At 64.5% G+C, this 18,703-nt stretch carries 19 protein-coding genes; 12 read left to right on the top strand and 7 right to left on the bottom strand.

From position 1 onward, the window contains the following. Positions 1-117: 117 nt before the first annotated feature. Entirely contained in the window at positions 118-1,641 is a 1,524-nt protein-coding gene (locus NKJ93_RS29675) for a serine hydrolase (protein WP_502904411.1), read from the top strand. A 30-nt stretch (positions 1,642-1,671) separates the two neighbouring features. Here the strand turns inward: NKJ93_RS29675 and NKJ93_RS29680 are convergent, their stop codons facing one another. Beyond that, positions 1,672-2,607 (bottom strand): hypothetical protein, encoded by a 936-nt coding sequence (locus NKJ93_RS29680; protein WP_023722353.1) that lies wholly within the window; start codon positions 2,605-2,607, stop codon positions 1,672-1,674. Positions 2,608-2,892: 285 nt separating this feature from the next. On the opposite strand from NKJ93_RS29680, the gene NKJ93_RS29685 reads away from it, so the two are divergent. Then, positions 2,893-3,333: a lipid-binding SYLF domain-containing protein gene (locus NKJ93_RS29685; protein WP_023677323.1), complete on the top strand. Its 441-nt coding sequence runs from the start codon at positions 2,893-2,895 to the stop codon at positions 3,331-3,333. An 18-nt stretch (positions 3,334-3,351) separates the two neighbouring features. On the opposite strand, the gene NKJ93_RS29690 is transcribed toward NKJ93_RS29685, so the two are convergent. Next, positions 3,352-3,984 (bottom strand): TetR/AcrR family transcriptional regulator, encoded by a 633-nt coding sequence (locus tag NKJ93_RS29690; protein ID WP_023722352.1) that lies wholly within the window; start codon positions 3,982-3,984, stop codon positions 3,352-3,354. A gap of 779 nt (positions 3,985-4,763) precedes the next feature. Here NKJ93_RS29690 and NKJ93_RS29695 point away from each other — a divergent pair. From NKJ93_RS29695 to NKJ93_RS29705, 3 genes are read left to right on the top strand one after another with little or no spacing between them, the layout of a single operon-like run. Next, complete coding sequence (locus tag NKJ93_RS29695; RefSeq protein WP_352592701.1) at positions 4,764-5,249, top strand: (2Fe-2S)-binding protein; 486 nt, start codon at positions 4,764-4,766, stop codon at positions 5,247-5,249. Further along, positions 5,246-6,226, top strand: coding sequence for an FAD binding domain-containing protein (locus tag NKJ93_RS29700; RefSeq protein WP_352592704.1), 981 nt, complete (start codon positions 5,246-5,248; stop codon positions 6,224-6,226). Before NKJ93_RS29695 ends, NKJ93_RS29700 begins: the two co-directional genes overlap by 4 nt. Beyond that, complete coding sequence (locus tag NKJ93_RS29705) at positions 6,223-8,544, top strand: xanthine dehydrogenase family protein molybdopterin-binding subunit (RefSeq protein ID WP_352592707.1); 2,322 nt, start codon at positions 6,223-6,225, stop codon at positions 8,542-8,544. Before NKJ93_RS29700 ends, NKJ93_RS29705 begins: the two co-directional genes overlap by 4 nt. A gap of 229 nt (positions 8,545-8,773) precedes the next feature. Here the strand turns inward: NKJ93_RS29705 and NKJ93_RS29710 are convergent, their stop codons facing one another. Further along, positions 8,774-9,784 carry a zinc-dependent alcohol dehydrogenase family protein gene (locus NKJ93_RS29710; protein WP_352592710.1) on the bottom strand — a complete coding sequence of 337 codons (1,011 nt, stop codon included), beginning with the start codon at positions 9,782-9,784 and terminating at the stop codon, positions 8,774-8,776. Between the two features lie 106 nt (positions 9,785-9,890). Between NKJ93_RS29710 and NKJ93_RS29715 the strand changes: the two genes are divergently transcribed. Then, positions 9,891-10,820, top strand: a complete 930-nt coding sequence (locus NKJ93_RS29715; RefSeq protein WP_352592713.1) for a LysR family transcriptional regulator — start codon at positions 9,891-9,893, stop codon at positions 10,818-10,820. A 41-nt stretch (positions 10,821-10,861) separates the two neighbouring features. On the opposite strand, the gene NKJ93_RS29720 is transcribed toward NKJ93_RS29715, so the two are convergent. The 3 genes from NKJ93_RS29720 to NKJ93_RS29730 form a co-directional block, all read right to left on the bottom strand. Further along, positions 10,862-11,620: a slipin family protein gene (locus NKJ93_RS29720; protein ID WP_023722913.1), complete on the bottom strand. Its 759-nt coding sequence runs from the start codon at positions 11,618-11,620 to the stop codon at positions 10,862-10,864. Then, positions 11,617-13,008 (bottom strand): NfeD family protein, encoded by a 1,392-nt coding sequence (locus tag NKJ93_RS29725; protein WP_352592716.1) that lies wholly within the window; start codon positions 13,006-13,008, stop codon positions 11,617-11,619. Before NKJ93_RS29725 ends, NKJ93_RS29720 begins: the two co-directional genes overlap by 4 nt. Before the next feature lie 100 nt (positions 13,009-13,108). Next, entirely contained in the window at positions 13,109-13,873 is a 765-nt protein-coding gene (locus tag NKJ93_RS29730; RefSeq protein WP_352592719.1) for a pseudouridine synthase, read from the bottom strand. A 115-nt stretch (positions 13,874-13,988) separates the two neighbouring features. Here NKJ93_RS29730 and NKJ93_RS29735 point away from each other — a divergent pair, with 115 nt between their 5' ends. Beyond that, a complete protein-coding gene (locus tag NKJ93_RS29735; RefSeq protein WP_352592722.1) occupies positions 13,989-14,579 on the top strand; it encodes a DUF922 domain-containing Zn-dependent protease in 591 nt (196 codons plus the stop codon). A 42-nt stretch (positions 14,580-14,621) separates the two neighbouring features. On the opposite strand, the gene NKJ93_RS29740 is transcribed toward NKJ93_RS29735, so the two are convergent. Then, a complete protein-coding gene (locus tag NKJ93_RS29740) occupies positions 14,622-15,365 on the bottom strand; it encodes an SDR family oxidoreductase (RefSeq protein ID WP_352592725.1) in 744 nt (247 codons plus the stop codon). Between the two features lie 293 nt (positions 15,366-15,658). Between NKJ93_RS29740 and NKJ93_RS29745 the strand changes: the two genes are divergently transcribed. From NKJ93_RS29745 to arsC, 5 genes are all read left to right on the top strand, one after another. Next, on the top strand, positions 15,659-16,327 hold the full coding sequence (locus tag NKJ93_RS29745; protein ID WP_352494409.1) for an NAD(P)H-dependent oxidoreductase: 669 nt from the start codon (positions 15,659-15,661) through the stop codon (positions 16,325-16,327). Between the two features lie 347 nt (positions 16,328-16,674). After that, positions 16,675-17,007, top strand: coding sequence for an ArsR/SmtB family transcription factor (locus NKJ93_RS29750; RefSeq protein ID WP_023722919.1), 333 nt, complete (start codon positions 16,675-16,677; stop codon positions 17,005-17,007). 14 nt (positions 17,008-17,021) lie between these two features. Continuing rightward, complete coding sequence (locus NKJ93_RS29755; protein WP_352494408.1) at positions 17,022-17,528, top strand: arsenate reductase ArsC; 507 nt, start codon at positions 17,022-17,024, stop codon at positions 17,526-17,528. 1 nt (position 17,529) lies between these two features. Beyond that, positions 17,530-18,216, top strand: a complete 687-nt coding sequence (locus NKJ93_RS29760; RefSeq protein WP_352494407.1) for an aquaporin — start codon at positions 17,530-17,532, stop codon at positions 18,214-18,216. Then, positions 18,213-18,635, top strand: coding sequence for an arsenate reductase (glutaredoxin) (arsC, locus tag NKJ93_RS29765; RefSeq protein ID WP_352494406.1), 423 nt, complete (start codon positions 18,213-18,215; stop codon positions 18,633-18,635). The genes NKJ93_RS29760 and arsC overlap by 4 nt, the downstream gene beginning before the upstream one ends. Positions 18,636-18,703: the final 68 nt, after the last annotated feature.

Raw genomic sequence — 18,703 nt, forward strand, 5'->3', positions numbered from 1 at the left:
TGGCGGGTCGAGCGTGAGGCTGGCCTTCCCTGCGTCGGCCTGCAATAGTGCACGCCGGTGAAGCGGAGGGGGCTGAGCATGCGGCTATTCATAAAGCGGAACCACCTCCGTTGGAGGATGTTGGCCTTCATCGCTATCATGGTGCTTTTGCCGAAAGCGGCGTCGGCCGATACCATCCCACCCGACAGGATCGCCGCGGCCCTTGCGAAGCTCGAACTACTTGCCGAAGGCGTCGTCGCGGATGGTAGCGTGCCCGGTCTGGCCATCGGCGTCGTGCATGGCGACGAGGTGATCTTCCTCAAGGGGTTCGGGCATCGCGAAGCCGGAAAACCGGAGACCGTCGATGCGGACACGGTCTTCCAGATCGCCTCCCTCTCCAAGCCGGTCTCCGCCACCGTCGTGGCGGCGCTGGTCAGCAACGGGGTCGCTTCCTGGGATTCGAAGATCGCCGACCTCGATCCGGCTTTCCGGCTCGCCGAGCCCTATCCGACCAGCGAACTCACGGTCCGCGACCTGTTTGCGCACCGCAGCGGGCTTCCCGGCACGGCGGGCGACGACCTCGAGGACATTGGCTATGACCGCGGGGAGATCCTGCGCCGCCTGCGGTTCGTGTCGCCGTCGTCGAGCTTTCGTGCCGGCTATTCCTACAGTAATTTCGGACTGACCGAGGGTGCCGTCGCCGCCGCGAAGCCGACGGGCAAGCCCTGGGAAGAGGTCGCCGAAGAGAAGCTCTATCGTCCGCTTGGAATGGCCTCGACCAGTTCGCGTCATTCGGACTTCATCAAGCACGCCAACCGCGCCGAACTCCACGCCAAGATCGATGGCGCCTGGGCCGCGAAGGTCCAGCGCTATCCGGATGCGCAGGCGCCAGCAGGCGGCGTCAGTTCCACCGCACGCGATCTCTCTCAATGGATGCGCCTTGTGCTCGGCAACGGGGCCTACGCCGGCAAGAGACTCATTGCCGCCGATGCGCTGGACCAGACACATATTCCCTTGATGGTTCGCGGCAAGAACCCCGTCTCCGGAGGCGAGGCCTTCTACGGCCTCGGCTGGAATGTCGAATTCGGCCGGCACGGGCTGGTCTGGGGTCATGCGGGCGCCTTCAGCACCGGCGCACGCAGTCTGGTGATGCTCTTCCCCGAGGAGAAGCTTGGCATCGTCGTCATCGCCAACGCCTTTCCGACAGGCGTGCCGGAGGGACTGTCCGACAGCTTCGCCGATCTCGTCTTCGACGGAGAGCTGGGGAAAGATAAGGTAAAGGCATGGAATGATATCTATGCAGGCATGTTCGGGCCGGTGATTGCGGCGGCCAAGGCCACCTATGCCGTGCCGCCCTCTCCGGCAAGTCCGGCCGGGCCAGCCAGTGCCTATGCCGGCCGTTACTTCAACGACTTCATCGGCGATGCTATTGTGTCGGGCGAAGGAGAGGCTCTTGTCCTCAAGGTCGGGCCCGCCGGTGCGCGGTCCTATCCACTGAAGCATTTCGACCGCGACCTCTTCGTGACCTTCCCCGATGCCGAGATGCCGGACAGGCCCTCGGCCGTCAGCTTTGTCATCGACCCCGACGGCAAGGCGTCGGCCGTGACCATCGAGTTTCTCAACGACAATCATCTCGGCACGCTGCAGCGCGAGGGTGATTAGCCGTCGCGGGGCGGGCGAGCCTTTGCCGGTTCAGGATGCCGGGCCGAACTGGAGCAATTTGAAGCAATCGCCGCTGCCCGGCGTCGCTTGCGTCAGGAAGGGTTTCGACCGGTCGATCCATTCTTGGTGCGACCTGGCATCGGCTTCGATCTCATTGGCCGGTGCAAGCTTGACGAAACCGCGCCCCTTGCTGAACAGCCAGCATGCGCGGCCGAGAAACCGCCTGCTGCGCTGGCGCAGGAGGTCGGCATCATAAAAAATGTCGAGCACCTCCTGCTTGATCTTCCGCTCCTTTTCGGGATTGGCGATCGCAACCTCGATCGCCTCGCCGCCGATCGCATCCTGCAGGTCCTTGTAATCCAGGGCGATCTGAGTGGTGGCATATTTGATGTCGCTCTCGTCCCGGACGATGTTGAACCATAGCGTTGGGTTGAGCTCGTTGACGACGAACGATGCTTCGAAATCGCGTGATAAATTCAGGGTATCGAACCCCTGAACATCGACGTCGCGTTCGACCAGAAGGATCTGCGAAACCTGCTTGGCGAGCGCCGTCCCGTGGGCGCTGACCGCGGCATTGTTGCCGCCGAGTTCCGGACTGACATAGGCGCCGCCATCATCCAGCAGCGCATCGAATTCGCCAAGGGCCTCCACGACGGCGCCGCCGCGGGCAATACGCGCCGCCAGTTTGGCGAGAACCTGCTGGAGCTCCGTTTCGCGTTTACGCTGGTCCTGATAGTTCTGCTGGAAAAAGAAGATGAACAGGGACACGCCAATGCCGATCAGGATCACGCCCAGCTGCGAAAAGATGTTGCGATAATATTCCAGCAGCTTTTCACGATGGCGTACGTCGTCACGCACACTGTGCGCCACACGGAGATTGACGATCAGCGAAACGACCAGGAGCCCGGCACCGACCAGGATCAGGCCGCCGATCAGCAGGTAGCCGTAGCCAGAGTTCAAATCCATTCTTTGCCGCGCTCCCGAAACCCCAGACAGCGCAGACTAATACCGTTCGGCTTCAACACCTACGTTTTCATAGGAGCGCCGGCGAAGGATTCCCACCATTCGGCCGCTGTTCTTACAGCCAGGTCTATGCTCGCCGTCCGCCTCGTTTCGTAGCTGTCTTCTCGCAGCCGAATTCAGGCCGCGTGCTTGGAACCAATGACGGGCGAGACTGTTCAGCTATGACTTTGATACGACGCCGATGTGCCCGGTCGGCTGGGCATGCGGCGATCTTGAGGAGTTCTCATCATGAAGATTTCGTCCAGATTTCGTTCAGTCGCGGTTGCCGTCATCGCCGCCGCGGCAGTTAGCTTTGCCAGCGTCGCGCATGCCGACAGCGGTACGATCCGCTTCGCCATCTACAAGGCGGCCTTTTTCATCGGCGGCTCCGGAGGCGAGGGCACACTGACCTTCCATGGTCGCCGATATCCCATCTCGGTCGGCGGCATCTCGGGCGGCCTCGCCTTCGGCGCCTCCAAGACCTATTTCAAAGGTACCGTGCGCCACATACGCCGCGCCCGGGATGTGACGGGGGTGTACGGTGCAGCGGGCGGTGGCGGCGCGCTTGGCAAAGGAGCCCAGGTGATCGTCATGACCAATGACAAGGGTGCCCAACTCGAACTCACAGGCAGGCAGGTAGGTCTGCAAGTCAACGCCGATCTCAGCGGTATGAGCATCTCGCTGAAATAAGGGCAGTCATTGCATTCGTCATTCCCTGGATGGGCCGGATTTGGCCGCTCCAAACCGCAGCCCATCCATCAGCAGCGACACCAATCGGCGCGAGCGGTCGCGCCAGTCCTTGGTGTCCGGGGCCGAATAGATGCCGCCCAGCGCATGCAGCACGTCGGAGGCATCGACGTCGCTGCGGATCGAGCCGTTGGCGACCGCGGCATCGATCAGCCGCCGCAAAGCCAGCGTCACCCTGCCCGAAACGTCGGAGAACAGGGTGGAGTTGGTTGTGAGCAGGATGCGCAGGCTTGTCGACAGCCCGCGCTTGGTGGCGATGTAGTCGACGAAGCGCTGCATCCATTGTTCGAGCGCGACGTCGGGCACATGATCGTGGGCGAGTTCGTCGGCCGCCTGGCACAGTCCTTCCACTTCGCGCCGATAAACCACCTCGACCAGATGCTCGCGCGTTGGGAAATGCCGGTAGAGCGTGCCGATGCCGACGCCGGCCTGACGCGCAATCTCCTCCAGCGAGGCATCGACGCCATGCGCGGCAAAGGCTTTCGCCGCGACCTCGACCAGTGCGTCGCGGTTGCGCTGCGCGTCGGCGCGCAGCGGTTTTGCAGCGGCGGCTTCGGCCTTGTCTCCAGATATGACGGGCGGCTCTGCGGCCAATTTTTTCTCCAGTGTTGATCCGAATAGGGCAGGCCCCGTTTCAACAACGGAGACGCCTCCAACTTCGTTACGCCTCCGACAAATATAATCGCAAGTAAATACAATCACAGGATCGAGTCTGGGCCGGCGTTCCGCATCTTGCCTGTCCCGGTGGATGACGACGGAGGATATTTCCTGGCGCGGCCGGCACTCCTCATCTGTTCGGCCGATGCCCTGAGGCAAAAATGAGCCGACATTGAGCACGATCCCCTCAGGATCATTGGACTGTCCTGCCCCTACAGACAGTCCAGAGAGCACCACCGGCTTGGGCCGGTGGTGCTTTTTTACCACTCTCCTTCGGCGCCCCAATGGTCCGCTCGTTGCTCTGTTTCGAGTGTTGCGGCTGAATCCGAGCGATTGTCGGCGCGCGAGCGGTTGCCGCGGCGGCTTCAGGCTTGGCATGACGGCTGCTGCCCTGCCAATTTTTTCAATTTCGATCGATTTCGATCCGGGGCTTGAACAGGGCAGAGCAGGTCCCTACGTAGTAAACGGAGGCGCCTCCGATTTGTGGAGCGCCTTTATCATGTAATCACGGGATCGGGTATGTCACGTCTTTCGACCTCGCAAGCTGCAGCCTTCCCAGAAGTCGCGCCAAGTCGAACCGAGCCCTTCCGCCCTGCCGGGCATCTGCCCCGCAAGGGGGAGATTAGCTTTCACCTAGCCATAAGCTGACCTTGCCGCTCGCCGGCCGGGCACCAGATCATCCCCTCCCGCGTCAAGCAACTGGAGCCAGACGCCCCATGACAAGCATAACCCGAACTCCAATCCAACTTCAAATCAATGGACATCGACGTGAACTGGAGGTCGAGCCGCGCGTTACGCTGCTCGACGTCTTGCGCGACCATCTCGGCCTGACCGGAACCAAGAAGGGATGTGACCAGGGCCAGTGTGGCGCCTGCACGGTCCATATCGACGGCCAGCGCGTGCTGGCCTGCCTGACGCTTGCCACTCAGGCTGAAGGCAGGGACATCACCACCATCGAAGGGCTTGCCGGGGAGGATGGCACGCTGCATGCGGTGCAGGCCGCCTTCCTCGAACAGGACGCCTTCCAGTGCGGCTATTGCACGCCGGGCCAGATCATGTCGGCGGTCGCCTGCATTCGCGAGGGCCATGCCGGTTCCGACGAGGAGATCCGCGAATACATGGCCGGCAATCTCTGCCGCTGCGGCGCCTATCCGCATATCGTCGCCGCCGTGCGCCAGGCGGCAATGGAGGCCGCATCATGAGGGACTTTTCGTATCTCCGCGCCGGCTCCGTCGATGCAGCCCGCCAGGCAGCGGCGCTACCGGGCGCCATGCTTTTGGCCGGCGGCACGACGCTTGTCGATCTCGCCAAATGCGGCGTTGCCGAACCCGAGACCGTGGTCGACATCACCCATCTCAGGGGACTGGATACGATTGCCGTCGATGACCGGGGCGCCACGATCGGCGCGCTGGCCAGGATGAGCCAAGTCGCCGACCACGCCGATATCAAGAGCCGGTTCCCCGCCGTCTCGGAAGCATTGTGGCAGGCCGCATCGGCGCAGTTGCGCAACATGGCGACGATCGGCGGCAATTTGATGCAGCGTACGCGCTGCCCCTATTTCCGCGATCCGGCGAATTTCCCCGCTTGCAACAAGCGCTCGCCCGGCAGCGGCTGCTCGGCGATCGGCGGCGTCACCCGTGGCCATGCCGTGCTCGGCACCAGCGAAGCCTGCATCGCCACCTATCCCGGCGACCTAGCGGTTGCACTCGTCGCCTTCGACGCGATCGTCCATCTCGGCGACCGTCAGGTCGCCGTCGATGATTTTTTCCTGCCGGGCAGCACGCCCGAACGGGAACATGCGATCGAACCCGGCGAGATGATCACCGCGATCGGCATTCCCGCTTCGGCCGCCGCCCGCCGCTCGACCTATCTCAAGGTCCGCGACCGCCAGTCCTATGAATTCGCCGCGGCAAGTGCCGCGGTCGGTATCGAGTTCGAGGCCGACGGAAGGACGATCCGCGATCTGCGCGTCGCGCTTGGCGGCGTCGCCACCAAGCCATGGCGCGCCCGCGCCGTCGAAGAGGCGCTGAAAGGCAAGGTGCTCGAGCCGGAGGTCGTCAGGCAAGCCAGCCTGCTCGCCGTCGAGGGCGCCGTCGACCATGGCGCCAACCACTACAAGATCGAACTGGCGCCGCGCGTCGTCGCCCGCGCCATCCTCAAAATGGGAGAAACGGCATGACCGTTCACGAGTTGAGAACAAGACCTGGCGATGCCAAACGCGGCGACGCTTCGGACGGCGCCGTCCTCGCGGATCAGGTCGGCGGCCGGCTGTCGCGCGTCGACGGACCGGCCAAGATCACCGGTGCCGCCAAATACGCCGTCGAGCAGCAGCTCGAGGGGCTCACCTATGCGGTGCTGGTCGAGAGTACCATTGCCGCCGGCCGGGTGCAGTCGATCGACACGGCAGCGGCCGAAGCCGCGCCGGGCGTGCTGCTGGTGCTGACGCCCGACAATTTCCTGCCGCTGAGAACCGCCACGGACTGGCTGGGCACGCCGCCGCCGGCTGTTGCCTATTGCCCGCTGGCGCGCAGCATCACCTTCAGCGGCCAGCATATCGCGGCGGTGGTGGCCGAGAGCTTCGAACAGGCGGTCGCAGCCGCGGCGCTGGTCAAGATCGCCTATGACGAGGCGCCGGCGATCGTCGACCTCAGCGATCCGAAAGCCGGCGACGGCATTGCGGTCGATGCGATGACCAAGGAGTGGGGTGAGGCGGAGACCGCGTTCGCCTCGGCTCCGGTCAGGATCTGCAACGCCTACAACACGCCGCGCGAATACCAGGCGCCGATGGAGCCGCATGGCCTGATCGCAAAGTGGCAGGACGACCAACTCACGGTCTGGGAGCCGAGCCAGTGGCTCGACGGCATGGCGCGGACCTATGCCGAATGGTTCGGCGTGCCGTTCGAGAATGTGCGACTGGTCTCGCCCTATATTGGCGGCGGCTTCGGCTCCAAGGCGTTCGCCTATGGCTACGGCGCGGTGGCGGCAGTCGCCGCGAAAATGCTGGGACGGCCGGTGAAGCTGGCGGTCAGCAGGCCGCAGACCTTCACCGCCTATGGCGGACGGGCGGCGACGCGCCAGACCGTGGCGCTCGGCGCCAACGCAGAGGGTCAGATCCAGTCGATCGTGCATCGCGGCGTCAACGAGACCTCGGTCGACGGCATGTGGGTCGAGCCGCTCGGCTCGGTCACCTCGGTCATGTACGCGACGCCGAATTTCTCGTCGCGGCAGAACGTCGTGCGGGTCAACACGGTGGTGCCGGGGGCATTGCGCGCGCCGGGCGAGAACCCGAGCGCCTTCGGCATCGAAAGCGCGATCGACGAGCTCGCCTATGAGGTCGGTATCGACCCGCTGGAAATCCGTCTCAGGAACTATGCCGAGCAGGATCCGCATGCGAAGAAGCCGTGGTCGACACGGCAGCTGCGCGAGGCGTTCGCGGCCGGCGCTGAAGCCTTTGGCTGGTCGAAGCGGACGCCCCAGCCGCGTTCGATGCGCGACGGCAACCAGTTGATCGGCTGGGGCGTCGCCGCCGGCACCTACCCGGTGCGGCGCGCCTATGGCGAGGCGGTCGTGCGCATTCTCGCCGACGGCTCGGTTGAGGTCGAAAGCTCGTCGATCGACATGGGGCAGGGCACCTACACGATCTTGGCGCAGACCGCCGCCGAGGTGCTGGGCGTGCCGGCGGAAAACGTCATCGTCAAGCTCGGCGATTCCCGCTATGCCCGTGCCGGCGTCACCGGCGGTTCGCGGCTGGCCGGGGTGATGACCGGCGCTGTCCACAAGGCGGCGAGTGCCGCGCTCGACCAGTTGGTCGGGCTCGCCATCAGTGATCCGGCTTCGCCGTTCCATACGCTGCAGGCCAACACGCTCGTCGTCGCCAATGGCCGCATTTCGTCGCCGCGCGGCAACGGCCCTGAAGTTTCCATCGCCGAACTGCTCAGCAGCGTCGGGCGCCAGCATATCGAGGCCAAGGGCGACACGATGCCGGCCAATTCGACGGTCGAGGACCGCTACAAGAACTACACCACCATAGCCATGGCGCTGCCGCACACCGAGGGCGACTATTCCCACCACAGCTGGTGCGCGCATTTCATCGAAGTGCGCGTCGACGAGGACTTTGGCACGGTTCGTGTGTCGCGCGTGGTATCGGCGCTGGATTCGGGCCGGCTCTATAACCCCAAGCTCGCCGAAAGCCAGTGGAAGGGCGGCATCATCATGGGCATCGGCCAGGCGCTGCTCGAGGAAGGCATCGTCGACCGCCGCCACGGCCGCATCGTCAACAACAACCTCGCCGACTATCTCATCGCCACCAATGCCGACATTCCCGACATCGAGGTAATCTCAGTCGGTATTCCCGACCCGCATTCCTCGGTGCTTGGCGGCAAGGGGGTCGGCGAGCTAGGCATCGTCGGCGTGGCGCCGGCGATCGCCAACGCGGTATTCCACGCCACCGGGAAACGGGTGCGGGATCTGCCGATCACGCTGGAGAAGCTGATTTAGGCGGACGCGGTGGAACTGCCAATCTCCCCCCTCGTGGGGGAGATGCCCGGCAGGGCAGAGGGGGGCGTGAAGGATCGCCAGCGTTCAGTTCAACTTTGATGAGCTGAGAACCTTACGTGGGTGCGCGAACTGCTTGATAGGCTGGAGGGACAGCGCCCCTCTCTGTCCTGCCGGACATCTCCCCCACGAGGGGGGAGATCGGCAGCTTGAACGCCCTGCCTTTTCAGGCTCACCACGACAGACTGAACGCAAGCTTGCCGAAATGCCGGCCGCCGGCCGCCATGTGGGCGTAGGCCTCGGTCGCCTGGTGCTGGCTGTAGATTGTGTCGATGACCGGATCGATACGGGCGGCGCCGATAGCGCGCGCAGCGTCGCGCAGGTCGGATACCGAACCGGTGTTGTTGCCCACTACCTTGAGCGCCTTGATGATGATCGGCAGCAGGTTCGTGGTGGCCTCGGCGCCGGTGACGAAGCCGATCGCGAACACCGTGCCGCCGGGCGCCGCGGCATTGATTGAGCGGGCGAAGGTGGCCGAGCCGCCGGTCTCGACGATCAGATCGGCGCCGAGGCCGTCGGTCAGCTCGAGCACCTTGGCGTCCCAGTCCGGTGTCTCACGATAATTGATGAGATGATCCGCACCCAAGGCCTTGGCGCGGGCCAGCTTTTCGTCCGACGACGAGGTGATGATGACCGTGGCGCCGGCTGCCTTTGCCAGCTGCAGGGTCAAGATCGACACACCGCCGGTGCCGAGCAGGACGACGACTGATCCGGGCCCGACATCGGCGGCGCGGATCGCGTTCCAGGCGGTGGTGCCAGCGATCGGCAGCGTTGCTGCCGCTTCGAAGGACAAGTGAGCCGGCATCGGCACGACGGCATTGGCCGGCAGCACGACATATTCGGCGAGCGAGCCGGGCAGTGTCAGCCCGCGCATCTCTCTGGTCTCATAAGGCCGCGGACGGCCGCCGATCCAACGCGGTTTTGCATGGGCGATGATGCGGTCGTTGACGGCGAGCCTCGACACGCCCTCGCCGATGCCGACGATCTCGCCGGCGCCGTCGACGACGGGAATGAGCGGAAAGCTCGGGCCTGGATAGTTGCCGCTCGCGATCGCGACGTCGACAAAGTTGAGGCTTGCGGCGCGCAGGCGGATCAGCACTTCGCCGCGCTGCGGTTCAGGCGTGGGAACGGTGGCCGCGCGAAACGCGTCCAGTCTCGGGGCAGTCAGTTCGATCGCTTTCATGTCTCACTCCGGTTGATGGGCCGATTGACGGGCCGGGATTGAGTGAAACTAGCTGCTGCGCTATTGGTATATAATCCTTGGCTTTTACATTTGAGCTCTGCGCCAGATGCAGCAATCGCACGAACCGGCAGCATTGGCCGAAATGGCCGCCTTCGCGGCAATCGCCGAAGCACGCTCCTTCACCAAGGCGGCGGCTCGCATCGGCCGCGACGCAACGATCCTGTCGCGGCGCCTTGCCTCCCTGGAAGAGCGGTTGGGCGTGCGCCTGCTGCACCGGACGACGCGAAGCGTGTCGCTGACCGAGGCGGGTTCGGAGTTCCTCGTCCGCATCCGCGCTATCCTGGCCGCCGTCGACGAAGCCGAGGCTGTCGCGTCGGCGCATGCCGGCGGCGGGCCGCGCGGCGTGCTGCGGCTGGCGCTGCCCGGCTCGTTCGGGCGCATGTGGATCGGCCCCCTGCTGCCACAGTTTCTCGCCGAATTTCCCGACGTCCGTATCGAGGCCGAGTTCTCCAACCGCTTCGTCGATCTCGTCGCCGAGAATTTCGATGTTGCCGTTCGTCTCGGCGCGCTGGAGGATTCGCGGCTGGTGGCGCGCAAGGTCGCGACACGGCGGCGGCTGCTGTGCGCCGCGCCGTCCTACCTCGCCGGCCGGGGCACGCCGGCTGCGCCGGAAGCGCTGCTGGAACACAGCTGTCTCGGCTTCTCAGGCTTCCAGACCTTTCCGGCCTGGGAGATGACCGACACCACGGGCCGCCGCGTCAGTATCGAGGTCTCCGGCCCGCTGGTCACCGACGACGCCGAGGTCCTGGTCGAAGCCGCCGTGCAAGGCGTCGGGCTGATGATGAGCACGGATTGGCTGGTCGGACGCGAGCTCGCCGACGGCCGGCTGGTGCCAGTGCTGGAGGACTGGACGCTTGCCGACGAAGGGGCCGTCTATGTCGTCATGCCTTCGGCCAAGGGGCAAGCCGCCAAGACACGTGCCTTCGCCGACTGGATCGGCAAACGCTTTGCGCCGGTCCCGCCGTGGCAGAGGTGAGGGTGCTGATCTCCCCACGAGGGAGATTATGCGCTCCTCCCTCACTTCCCGCCCTGCTTGATGAAATGACCGAGCAGATCCATTGGCACCGGAAACACGACCGTCGACGAGCGCTCGCCGGCGATGTCATGGAGAGCCTCGAAATAGCGTAGCTGCATGGCTTGCGGTGCTTCGGCCAGCATCTTGCCGGCCTCGACGAGCTTTGCCGCCGCCTGCTGTTCGCCGTCGGCATTGATCACTTTCGCACGCCGCAGCCGTTCCGCCTCGGCCTGCTTGGCGATGGCGCGGACCATGTTCTCGTTGAGGTCGACATGCTTGATCTCGACATCGGAGACCTTGATGCCCCAGGCATCGGTGCGCTGGTCGAGAATCTCCTGGATATCGCTGTTGAGCTTGTCACGTTCGGCCAGCATTTCATCGAGCTCATGCTTGCCGAGCACCGAGCGCAACGTGGTCTGTGCCAACTGGTTGGTGGCGGTCATGAAGTCTTCGACCTGGATCACCGCCCGCTCGGCGTCGACGATACGAAAATACAGCACCGCGTTGACCTTCACCGAGACGTTGTCACGCGAGATCACGTCCTGCGGCGGCACGTCCTGGACCACCACTCGCAGGTCGACCTTCACCATCTGCTGCACGAACGGGATGAGGATGATAAGGCCGGGGCCCTTGACCCCGGTGAAGCGGCCGAGCGTGAAGACCACCCCGCGCTGATATTCCCTCAGGACGCGAATGGCCGCGGATAAGAACATGACCACGACGAGCGCTGCTGCCAGATAGGCCACATAACCGATGATCATTGCCTTGCTCCATCGCTTCCCACATTGCGGCGCCGTATCGTCAGCACAAGACCCCTGACATCAGCCACCTCGACGCTGTCGCCCACCGCAAGCGGTTCGTCGGCTTTTGCCCGCCAGCGCTCGCCCCGGGCGAGCACGTGGCCCTCGCTGCCCTGCCAGTCGAGAATCTCCGCCGGCAGCCCCTGCATGGCCTGTGCGCCAACACGCGGAACGTTCTTGCGGGCCGCCCACAGATAGCTGCCGGTCAACAGCGCCAGGCCGAGCGTCAGGACGGCGGCGGTGCCGATAACGGCCCACGACATCTCGAAGCCGGGCCCCTCGATCTTGAGCAGCATGGCAGCGCCCAGCAGAAACGCAGCCACGCCTCCCAGCCCAAGGACCACTGTCGGGTTCAAGGCTTCGACGACGAGAAAGATGATGCCAAGCAGCATCAAGGCAAGGCCGGCATAGCTGATCGGCAGGAGATTGAGCGCATAGAGGCCGAGCAGAAGGCAAATCGTGCCGATCACGCCAGGCGCGACCGCGCCCGGGCTCGTGAATTCGAAGACGAGGCCATAGACGCCGACCAGCATCAGGATGACGGCGATGTTTGGGTCCGTGATGACGGCGAGAAGCCGGATGAGCCAGCCTGGTTCGAGCGTTTCAACCGGCAGCCCTTTCGTCGCCAATGCCTCTTTCTTGCCGGCGATCTCGACGGTCCGGCCGTCGGCCAGTTGAAGCAACTCGGTGGTGTCGCGGGCGACGAAGTCGATGACATGCTCCTGCAGCGCCGCGCCGGCCGACAGGCTGGCCGCCTCGCGCACGGCCTTTTCACCCCATTCGGCATTGCGCCCGCGCAATTCAGCCAGGCTGCGGATCAGGGCAACGGCGTCGTTCGTCGCCTTGGCGATCATCGCATCGCCCGCGGGTGCGTTCTTCTTGTCCTTGTCCGCCTCCGGGCCATCGTTCTTGCCGCCGGGAAACGATGGCAGCGGCCCGCCCATCTCGATCGGCGTTGCCGCGCCCAGATTGGTGCCGGGCGCCATCGCCGCTACATGGGTGGCGTAGAGGATGTAGGTTCCGGCGCTCGCCGCGTGCCCGCCGGCGGGCGCGACATAGCCGATGACGGGAACCGGCGAGGCGAGGATGGCGGCGATCATCTCGCGCATGCTGGTAACCAGCCCGCCGGGCGTGTCCATCTGCAGGATGAGAGCCTGGGCATTTCGGTCCGCGGCCACCGCCAGCGCTTCCTCGAGCTGCCTGGCACTCGCCGGACCGATGGCGCCGTCTGTCTCGACGCGCAACACAATTTTCTCCCGGCCGTTCGCCTCTCCGGTTGCGGAAGGGGGACAAACGGCCGCAGCAGCCACGAAAGCCGCGGCAAGCAGGACCGCACGCGCGAGTTTCACGCTCAAAGCTCCATATCTAGGATATGGGCTGGATTTTGCCGAAATCCATGAGAACGCTCATCAAACCGGCCCGGGCAGGGGTGATGCTTCGCTCTGTCCTTCAGGCCTGAAGCAGTGCCAGCTCTTCGGCGGTCAGATGGCGGGCCTTGCCTTTGGCAAGCTCGCCGAGCTGCAATGGGCCGATCGCGATCCGTACCAGGCGCAGCACCTCGATCTCATGGGCGCCGAGCAGCCGGCGGATATGGCGGTTGCGGCCCTCGTCGAGCACGATTTCCAGCCAGGCGGTGCTGGTGCCGCCGCGCAACAGCTCGATCGAGCGGGCCGTCAGCAAGTCGCCATCGACTGTCGCGCCGGCGCGCAACCGCGCCAGCATGGCCTCGTCGGGCAGGGCGCCGATCTGCACGTGATAGGTCTTGGCGACATGCGAGGCGGGGTCGAGCAGGCGCTGCGCGAAGCGCGTGTCGTTGGTCATCAACAGCAGGCCTTCGCTGGCCTTGTCGAGGCGGCCGACCGGCGAGACGAAGGGCAGGTCGAGGCCTGCCAGGCAATCATAGACGGTGCCGCGGTCCTGCGGGTCGTCGCGGGTGGTAACCAGGCCGCGCGGCTTGTTGAGCATCAGATAGACCTTGCGCTCGGCGGCGACGCGGCGGCCGTCGACCTCGATGCGGTCGCGGCCGGGATCGACGCGCATCGCGCCGTTGCGCACGATCTTGCCGGCGACCCGCACGCGCCCCTCGGCAACCAGAAGCTCGGCCTGCTTGCGCGAGCACAGGCCAAGCTTCGACAGCGCGCGGCACAGGCTGACGCCGGGAGGCTGGGTCCCGGGGGCAGGGCGTTGCCGGGCAATGTTCGGTCGCGGCGACATGGCGTTGCCTGTGGATTCTTGTATACGAGCATCCCACTATAGCCGGCCGCCGGCTATGTCCACGGAAGGGAACTGCATGTCTTTTGCATCGTGCGCAGCAGCTGCGAGGACTTGCATGAAAACAGCCATTCGCCTTTGCCTGCTGCTAGCCTCTCTGCTGACCTCGCCGGCGCATGCCGGCTGGCAGGCGGTCGAAAAGGTCGAGACCTATGCCATCTCAGGGCAATCCGGGCCGGAGCTCTATGCCTCGATCGGCGGCCGCGGGCCGCTGCTCGGCGAGCGCCGCGTCATCGCGCATACCAATTTCAAGCTGACCTGGGTGAGGGACTACCAGCCGCAAGGCGACGCCTGCGTGCTGGTGTCGGCGCGGCCGAAGCTGATCATCACCTACACCTTGCCGAAGCCGGCCGCGCGGCTGCCGGGCACAATCCAGAAGAACTGGGGTGTTTTCGCAGCCGGCCTCGCCGCCCACGAGAAGGTGCACGGCGCCAGCATCATCGACATGGTGCACAAGATCGAGGCGGCCACCATCGGCCTGACCGTCCCCGACGACCGCGGCTGCAGCAAGATCAGGACCGAAGTGACGAAACGGCTCGCCGGAATTTCTCAGGCACAGCGGCAGGCGAGCCGCGATTTCGACCGGGTCGAATTCGGCCCGGGCGGCAAGCTGCGGCAGCTTGTGTTCACGCTGATGACCGGGGGATGATGCTGCGGGGCGGCGCAGGGGCACCATATCTGTCGGCCAAGCTCATGCCTGCTCGGTCGGATAAAGCGTCAGGATGTTGACGTTGACCCGTGGCGGCTGCGTTACCGCGTACAGGATGGCGGCGGCGATGTCCTCCCTTTCCAGCTGCTCCATGTCGCCAAGCCTTAGCTCGACCGCCTGGCGCACATCGGCGCGCATATTCTGGGTGAACTCGGTCTTGACGGCGCCAGGCTCGATGCAGGTCACGCGGATGCCGTCCTTGCCGATCTCGCGGCGAAGCGATTCCGCCATCGCGCTTACCGCGTGCTTGGTGCCGGAATAGACCACCGAAGGGTGGATATAACGGCCGGTGCCGGAAGAAACGACGACGATGTGGCCGGCGCCTTGCCGTTGCATCGACGGCAGCGCCGCATGGATCGGATAAAGCAGGCCCAGAATGTTGACGTCGACCATCCGGCGGTATTCTTCCGGCGTCGTATTGCGGAACGGCGCGGCTACGCCGACGCCGGCAACCGCAAGCAGAATGTCGAGCCGGCCGTACTCCTGCAGGACCCGTTCGACCATCGCCGTGGCTTGCGCTTCGTCGGTGACGTCGACGGCAATCGGCAGCGCGGTGCTGCCGGTCTCACGGATCCGCCTCGCCAGATCGTCCAGGCGCTCGGCGCGCCGCGCGGCAATCGCCAGCGTGGCGCCCTCGGCCGCCAGCGCCAAGGCGGTGGCCTCGCCGATGCCGGAGGAGGCGCCCGTCACCAAGGCGATCTTGCCGCTCAGTTTTCCTGTCTGCATCGTTTTCTCCTGACGCTTTGAACACGCCCTGAAGCTAGGGCGCAGACATTCTGGGAACAATGCTGGGAGTTCTTGGGCATGATACTCCGCAGCGCCGCATCCCGCGGAGTACCTCAAGGCATGCGGGACAGCGCCCTCCAGCAAGCCCATGTCTGCGCAATTTTCCTTGAGCGAACGAGCGGGGCTTGACGCGACTGGAGGTGTTGCGTCTTGATATGGGGCTGCGGGGCTTCGCATGAAAACAGCTGATCGACTATGTCTGCGGGTGGCTTGTTTGCATGCGACGCGCTTGCATGCAGCACCGCGATCCTCTGGCGACCGACCGGGCTGAGCGCAAGATGAAGGTCCTCGTCGTCTATTGCCATCCCTGCACCGACAGCTTCAACGGCGCCGTGCGCGATACGGTGCTGGAGACGCTTGCCGAAAGGGGGCATCAGGTCCACCTGCTCGATCTCCATGCGACCGGCTTCGATCCAGTCATGCGCACGCAGGAATGGCGCGGTTACCACGACAAGGCGGCGAACCTGCAACCGGTGCACGAACATGCGCAGGAGCTGATCTGGGCCGAGGCGGTCGTCTTCATTTACCCGACCTGGTGGTATGGCGTGCCGGCGATGCTGAAAGGCTGGCTGGAGCGTGTGCTGGTGCCGGGCTTCGCTTTCGAGATGCCGACCGCACGACGCGGTCCGCGGCCCAAATTGCGGCACATACGCCGGGTGGTGGCGATGACCACATGCGGTGCCACGCCGCTGATGTCGTGGATCATGGGACAGCCCGGCCGGCGAACCCTGCTGCGCGGCTTCCGCTCCGTCTGCCATCCGCTGTGCCGGACCAAATTCCTGGCGCTCTACCGGATGGACAGCGTCTCGGCCGCCGGACGCCAGGCGCATCTGCAGCGGGTCAGGAAAGCGGTTGCCGGTCTTGGCCGCGCTGATGCCATTGCCGCCACGGTGCCTGGCTGATTTGGTCGAGCGAGCCGCCGAGGGCTGCTGGCATCGCTTCGATGTGTCGGATACGATCAGTTGTACAAGTCGGCGCCGCCCCTCATCGCCCTGCCGGGCACTTCTCCCCGTATAGTGACGGGGAGAAGGGGCTGGCCGCAGCGTTGGCGTCGTTTCTGCACCGCCGATGTTTGGCGAAATCACCGATGACGAGGCCCCTCTCCCCGTCACTATACGGGGAGAGGATGCCGGCAGGCAGGTGAGGGGCAACGCAAACGCTTAGAGGGCGAATTCAAAACTGAGAGATTGCCTTGGGTCGCTGGCAGAGGCGCGTTGACTCTCTTCGCCATTTCTGGAATCCTGGAATTATGGACAAGACACTCGCCCTTTCGGCGCTTGCCGCGCTCGGCCAGGAAACCCGGCTGGACGTTTTTCGCCTTTTGGTGCGGGCTGGAGCCGACGGCGTGCCGGCGGGCGAGATCGCTTCGCGGCTCGCCGCGTTCCCGAATACGATGTCGGCCCATCTCAAGATCCTGTCGCATGCCGGCCTGGTGCGGACCGAACGGGAGGGCCGCAGCGTGCGCTATTTCGCCGATATGGCCGGCTTTCGCGATCTGCTGGCCTACCTGATGGAGGACTGCTGCAATGGCGCGCCGGAACTTTGCCAGCCTGTGATCCAGGCTGTGACCTGCAACTGCTAGAAGGGAGGTGCGCGATGAGCGAGCCATACAATGTTCTTTTTCTCTGCACCGGCAATTCGGCAAGGTCGATTCTCGCCGAGGCGATCCTGAACCGCGTCGGCGCAGGCAAGTTCAAGGCCTATTCGGCTGGATCGCATCCGAAGGGAGAGGTTCATCCTTACGCCCTTCAGCTTTTGAAAAGCCTCAACTACGACACGTCGTTCGCCCGTTCGAAAGACTGGCAAGAGTTTGCGGAGCCAGGTGCCCCAGAGATGAATTTCGTCTTCACGGTCTGCGACAATGCCGCCAACGAATCCTGTCCGGTCTGGCCCGGGCAACCGATGACGGCGCATTGGGGCGTACCTGACCCTGCAGCCGTCGAAGGCACCGAGGCGGAAAAGCATCTCGCCTTCGCCGAAGCCTACCGCATGCTCAACAACCGAATTTCGATCTTTGTCAGCCTGCCGATCAATGCGGTCGACAGACTTGCGCTGCAGAAGCGCCTCGACGAGATCGGCCGCAATCTGCCGAAGGCCGGCTGAGGTGGTTCAGCTTTCCCGGCGCCTTGTTGCCGAGGCCCTCGGCACGGCTCTGCTGGTCGCCACTGTGGTCGGTTCCGGCATCATGGCTGACAGGCTGAGCAACGATGTCGCCGTCTCGCTGCTCGGCAACACCTTGCCGACCGGGGCGATCCTGGTCGTGCTCATCACCATATTCGGGCCGATCTCCGGAGCGCACTTCAACCCGGCGGTGACGCTGGTGTTCGCGCTTCGGCGTGAAATCGAAACGAACGCAGCGCTGGCCTACGTCGCCGCCCAGATTGCCGGCGGCATCGCTGGAACGTTCCTGGCGCATGCAATGTTCGAATTGCCGATCCTGGAAGTGTCGGCGACGGTGCGGACCGGAGGCGGCCAATGGATTGCGGAGCTGGTCGCCGCCTTCGGGCTGGTCTTCACCATTCTTGCCGGCCTGCGTTCGCGCCCGGATTCTATCCCTTGGCTGGTTGGGCTCTATATCACCGCCGCCTATTGGTTCACCGCGTCGACATCCTTTGCCAACCCGGCCGTCGCCATCGCCCGCGCGTTCTCCAACACTTTTGCCGGGATCCGTCCCACCGATCTGCCGGGCTTCATCGCCGCCGAGCTTTTGGGCGCGTTGCTCGCCATGGCATTGGCAGGGTGGCTGCTCGCCCAACCGAAACCAGTCGGACAGATGAAAGCTGCGCAATGACCGTCACCATCTACCACAACCCCGATTGCGGCACCTCGCGCAACACGCTGGCCATGATCAGGCAGTCCGGCGAGGAGCCGAAGGTGATCGAATATCTGAAAACCCCGCCGTCGCGCGAAAAGCTCGTCGAGCTGATCGCCGCAATGGGCATGACGCCGCGCCAATTGCTGCGCCAGAAGGGCACGCCCTATGCCGAACTTGGCCTGGGCGACCCGAAGTGGAGCGACGACGAGATCCTCGATTTTATGCTGGCGCATCCGATCCTGATCAACCGGCCGATCGTGGTGACGCCGCTCGGCACCATGCTCGCCCGACCCTCCGAAGCGGTGCTCGATATCCTGCCCAATCCGGATATCGGCCCCTTTACCAAGGAGGACGGCGAGGTCGTCGTCGACGCCAGCGGCAAGCGCGTCGCCTAGAGTATTTCGACATTTCTCGAAATTTGCTTTGACGCCACGACGGATCGCGCCTACCTATTTCGATGAAA

The organism is Mesorhizobium sp. M0028 (genome assembly GCF_040323855.1).
GTDB lineage: Bacteria > Pseudomonadota > Alphaproteobacteria > Rhizobiales > Rhizobiaceae > Mesorhizobium.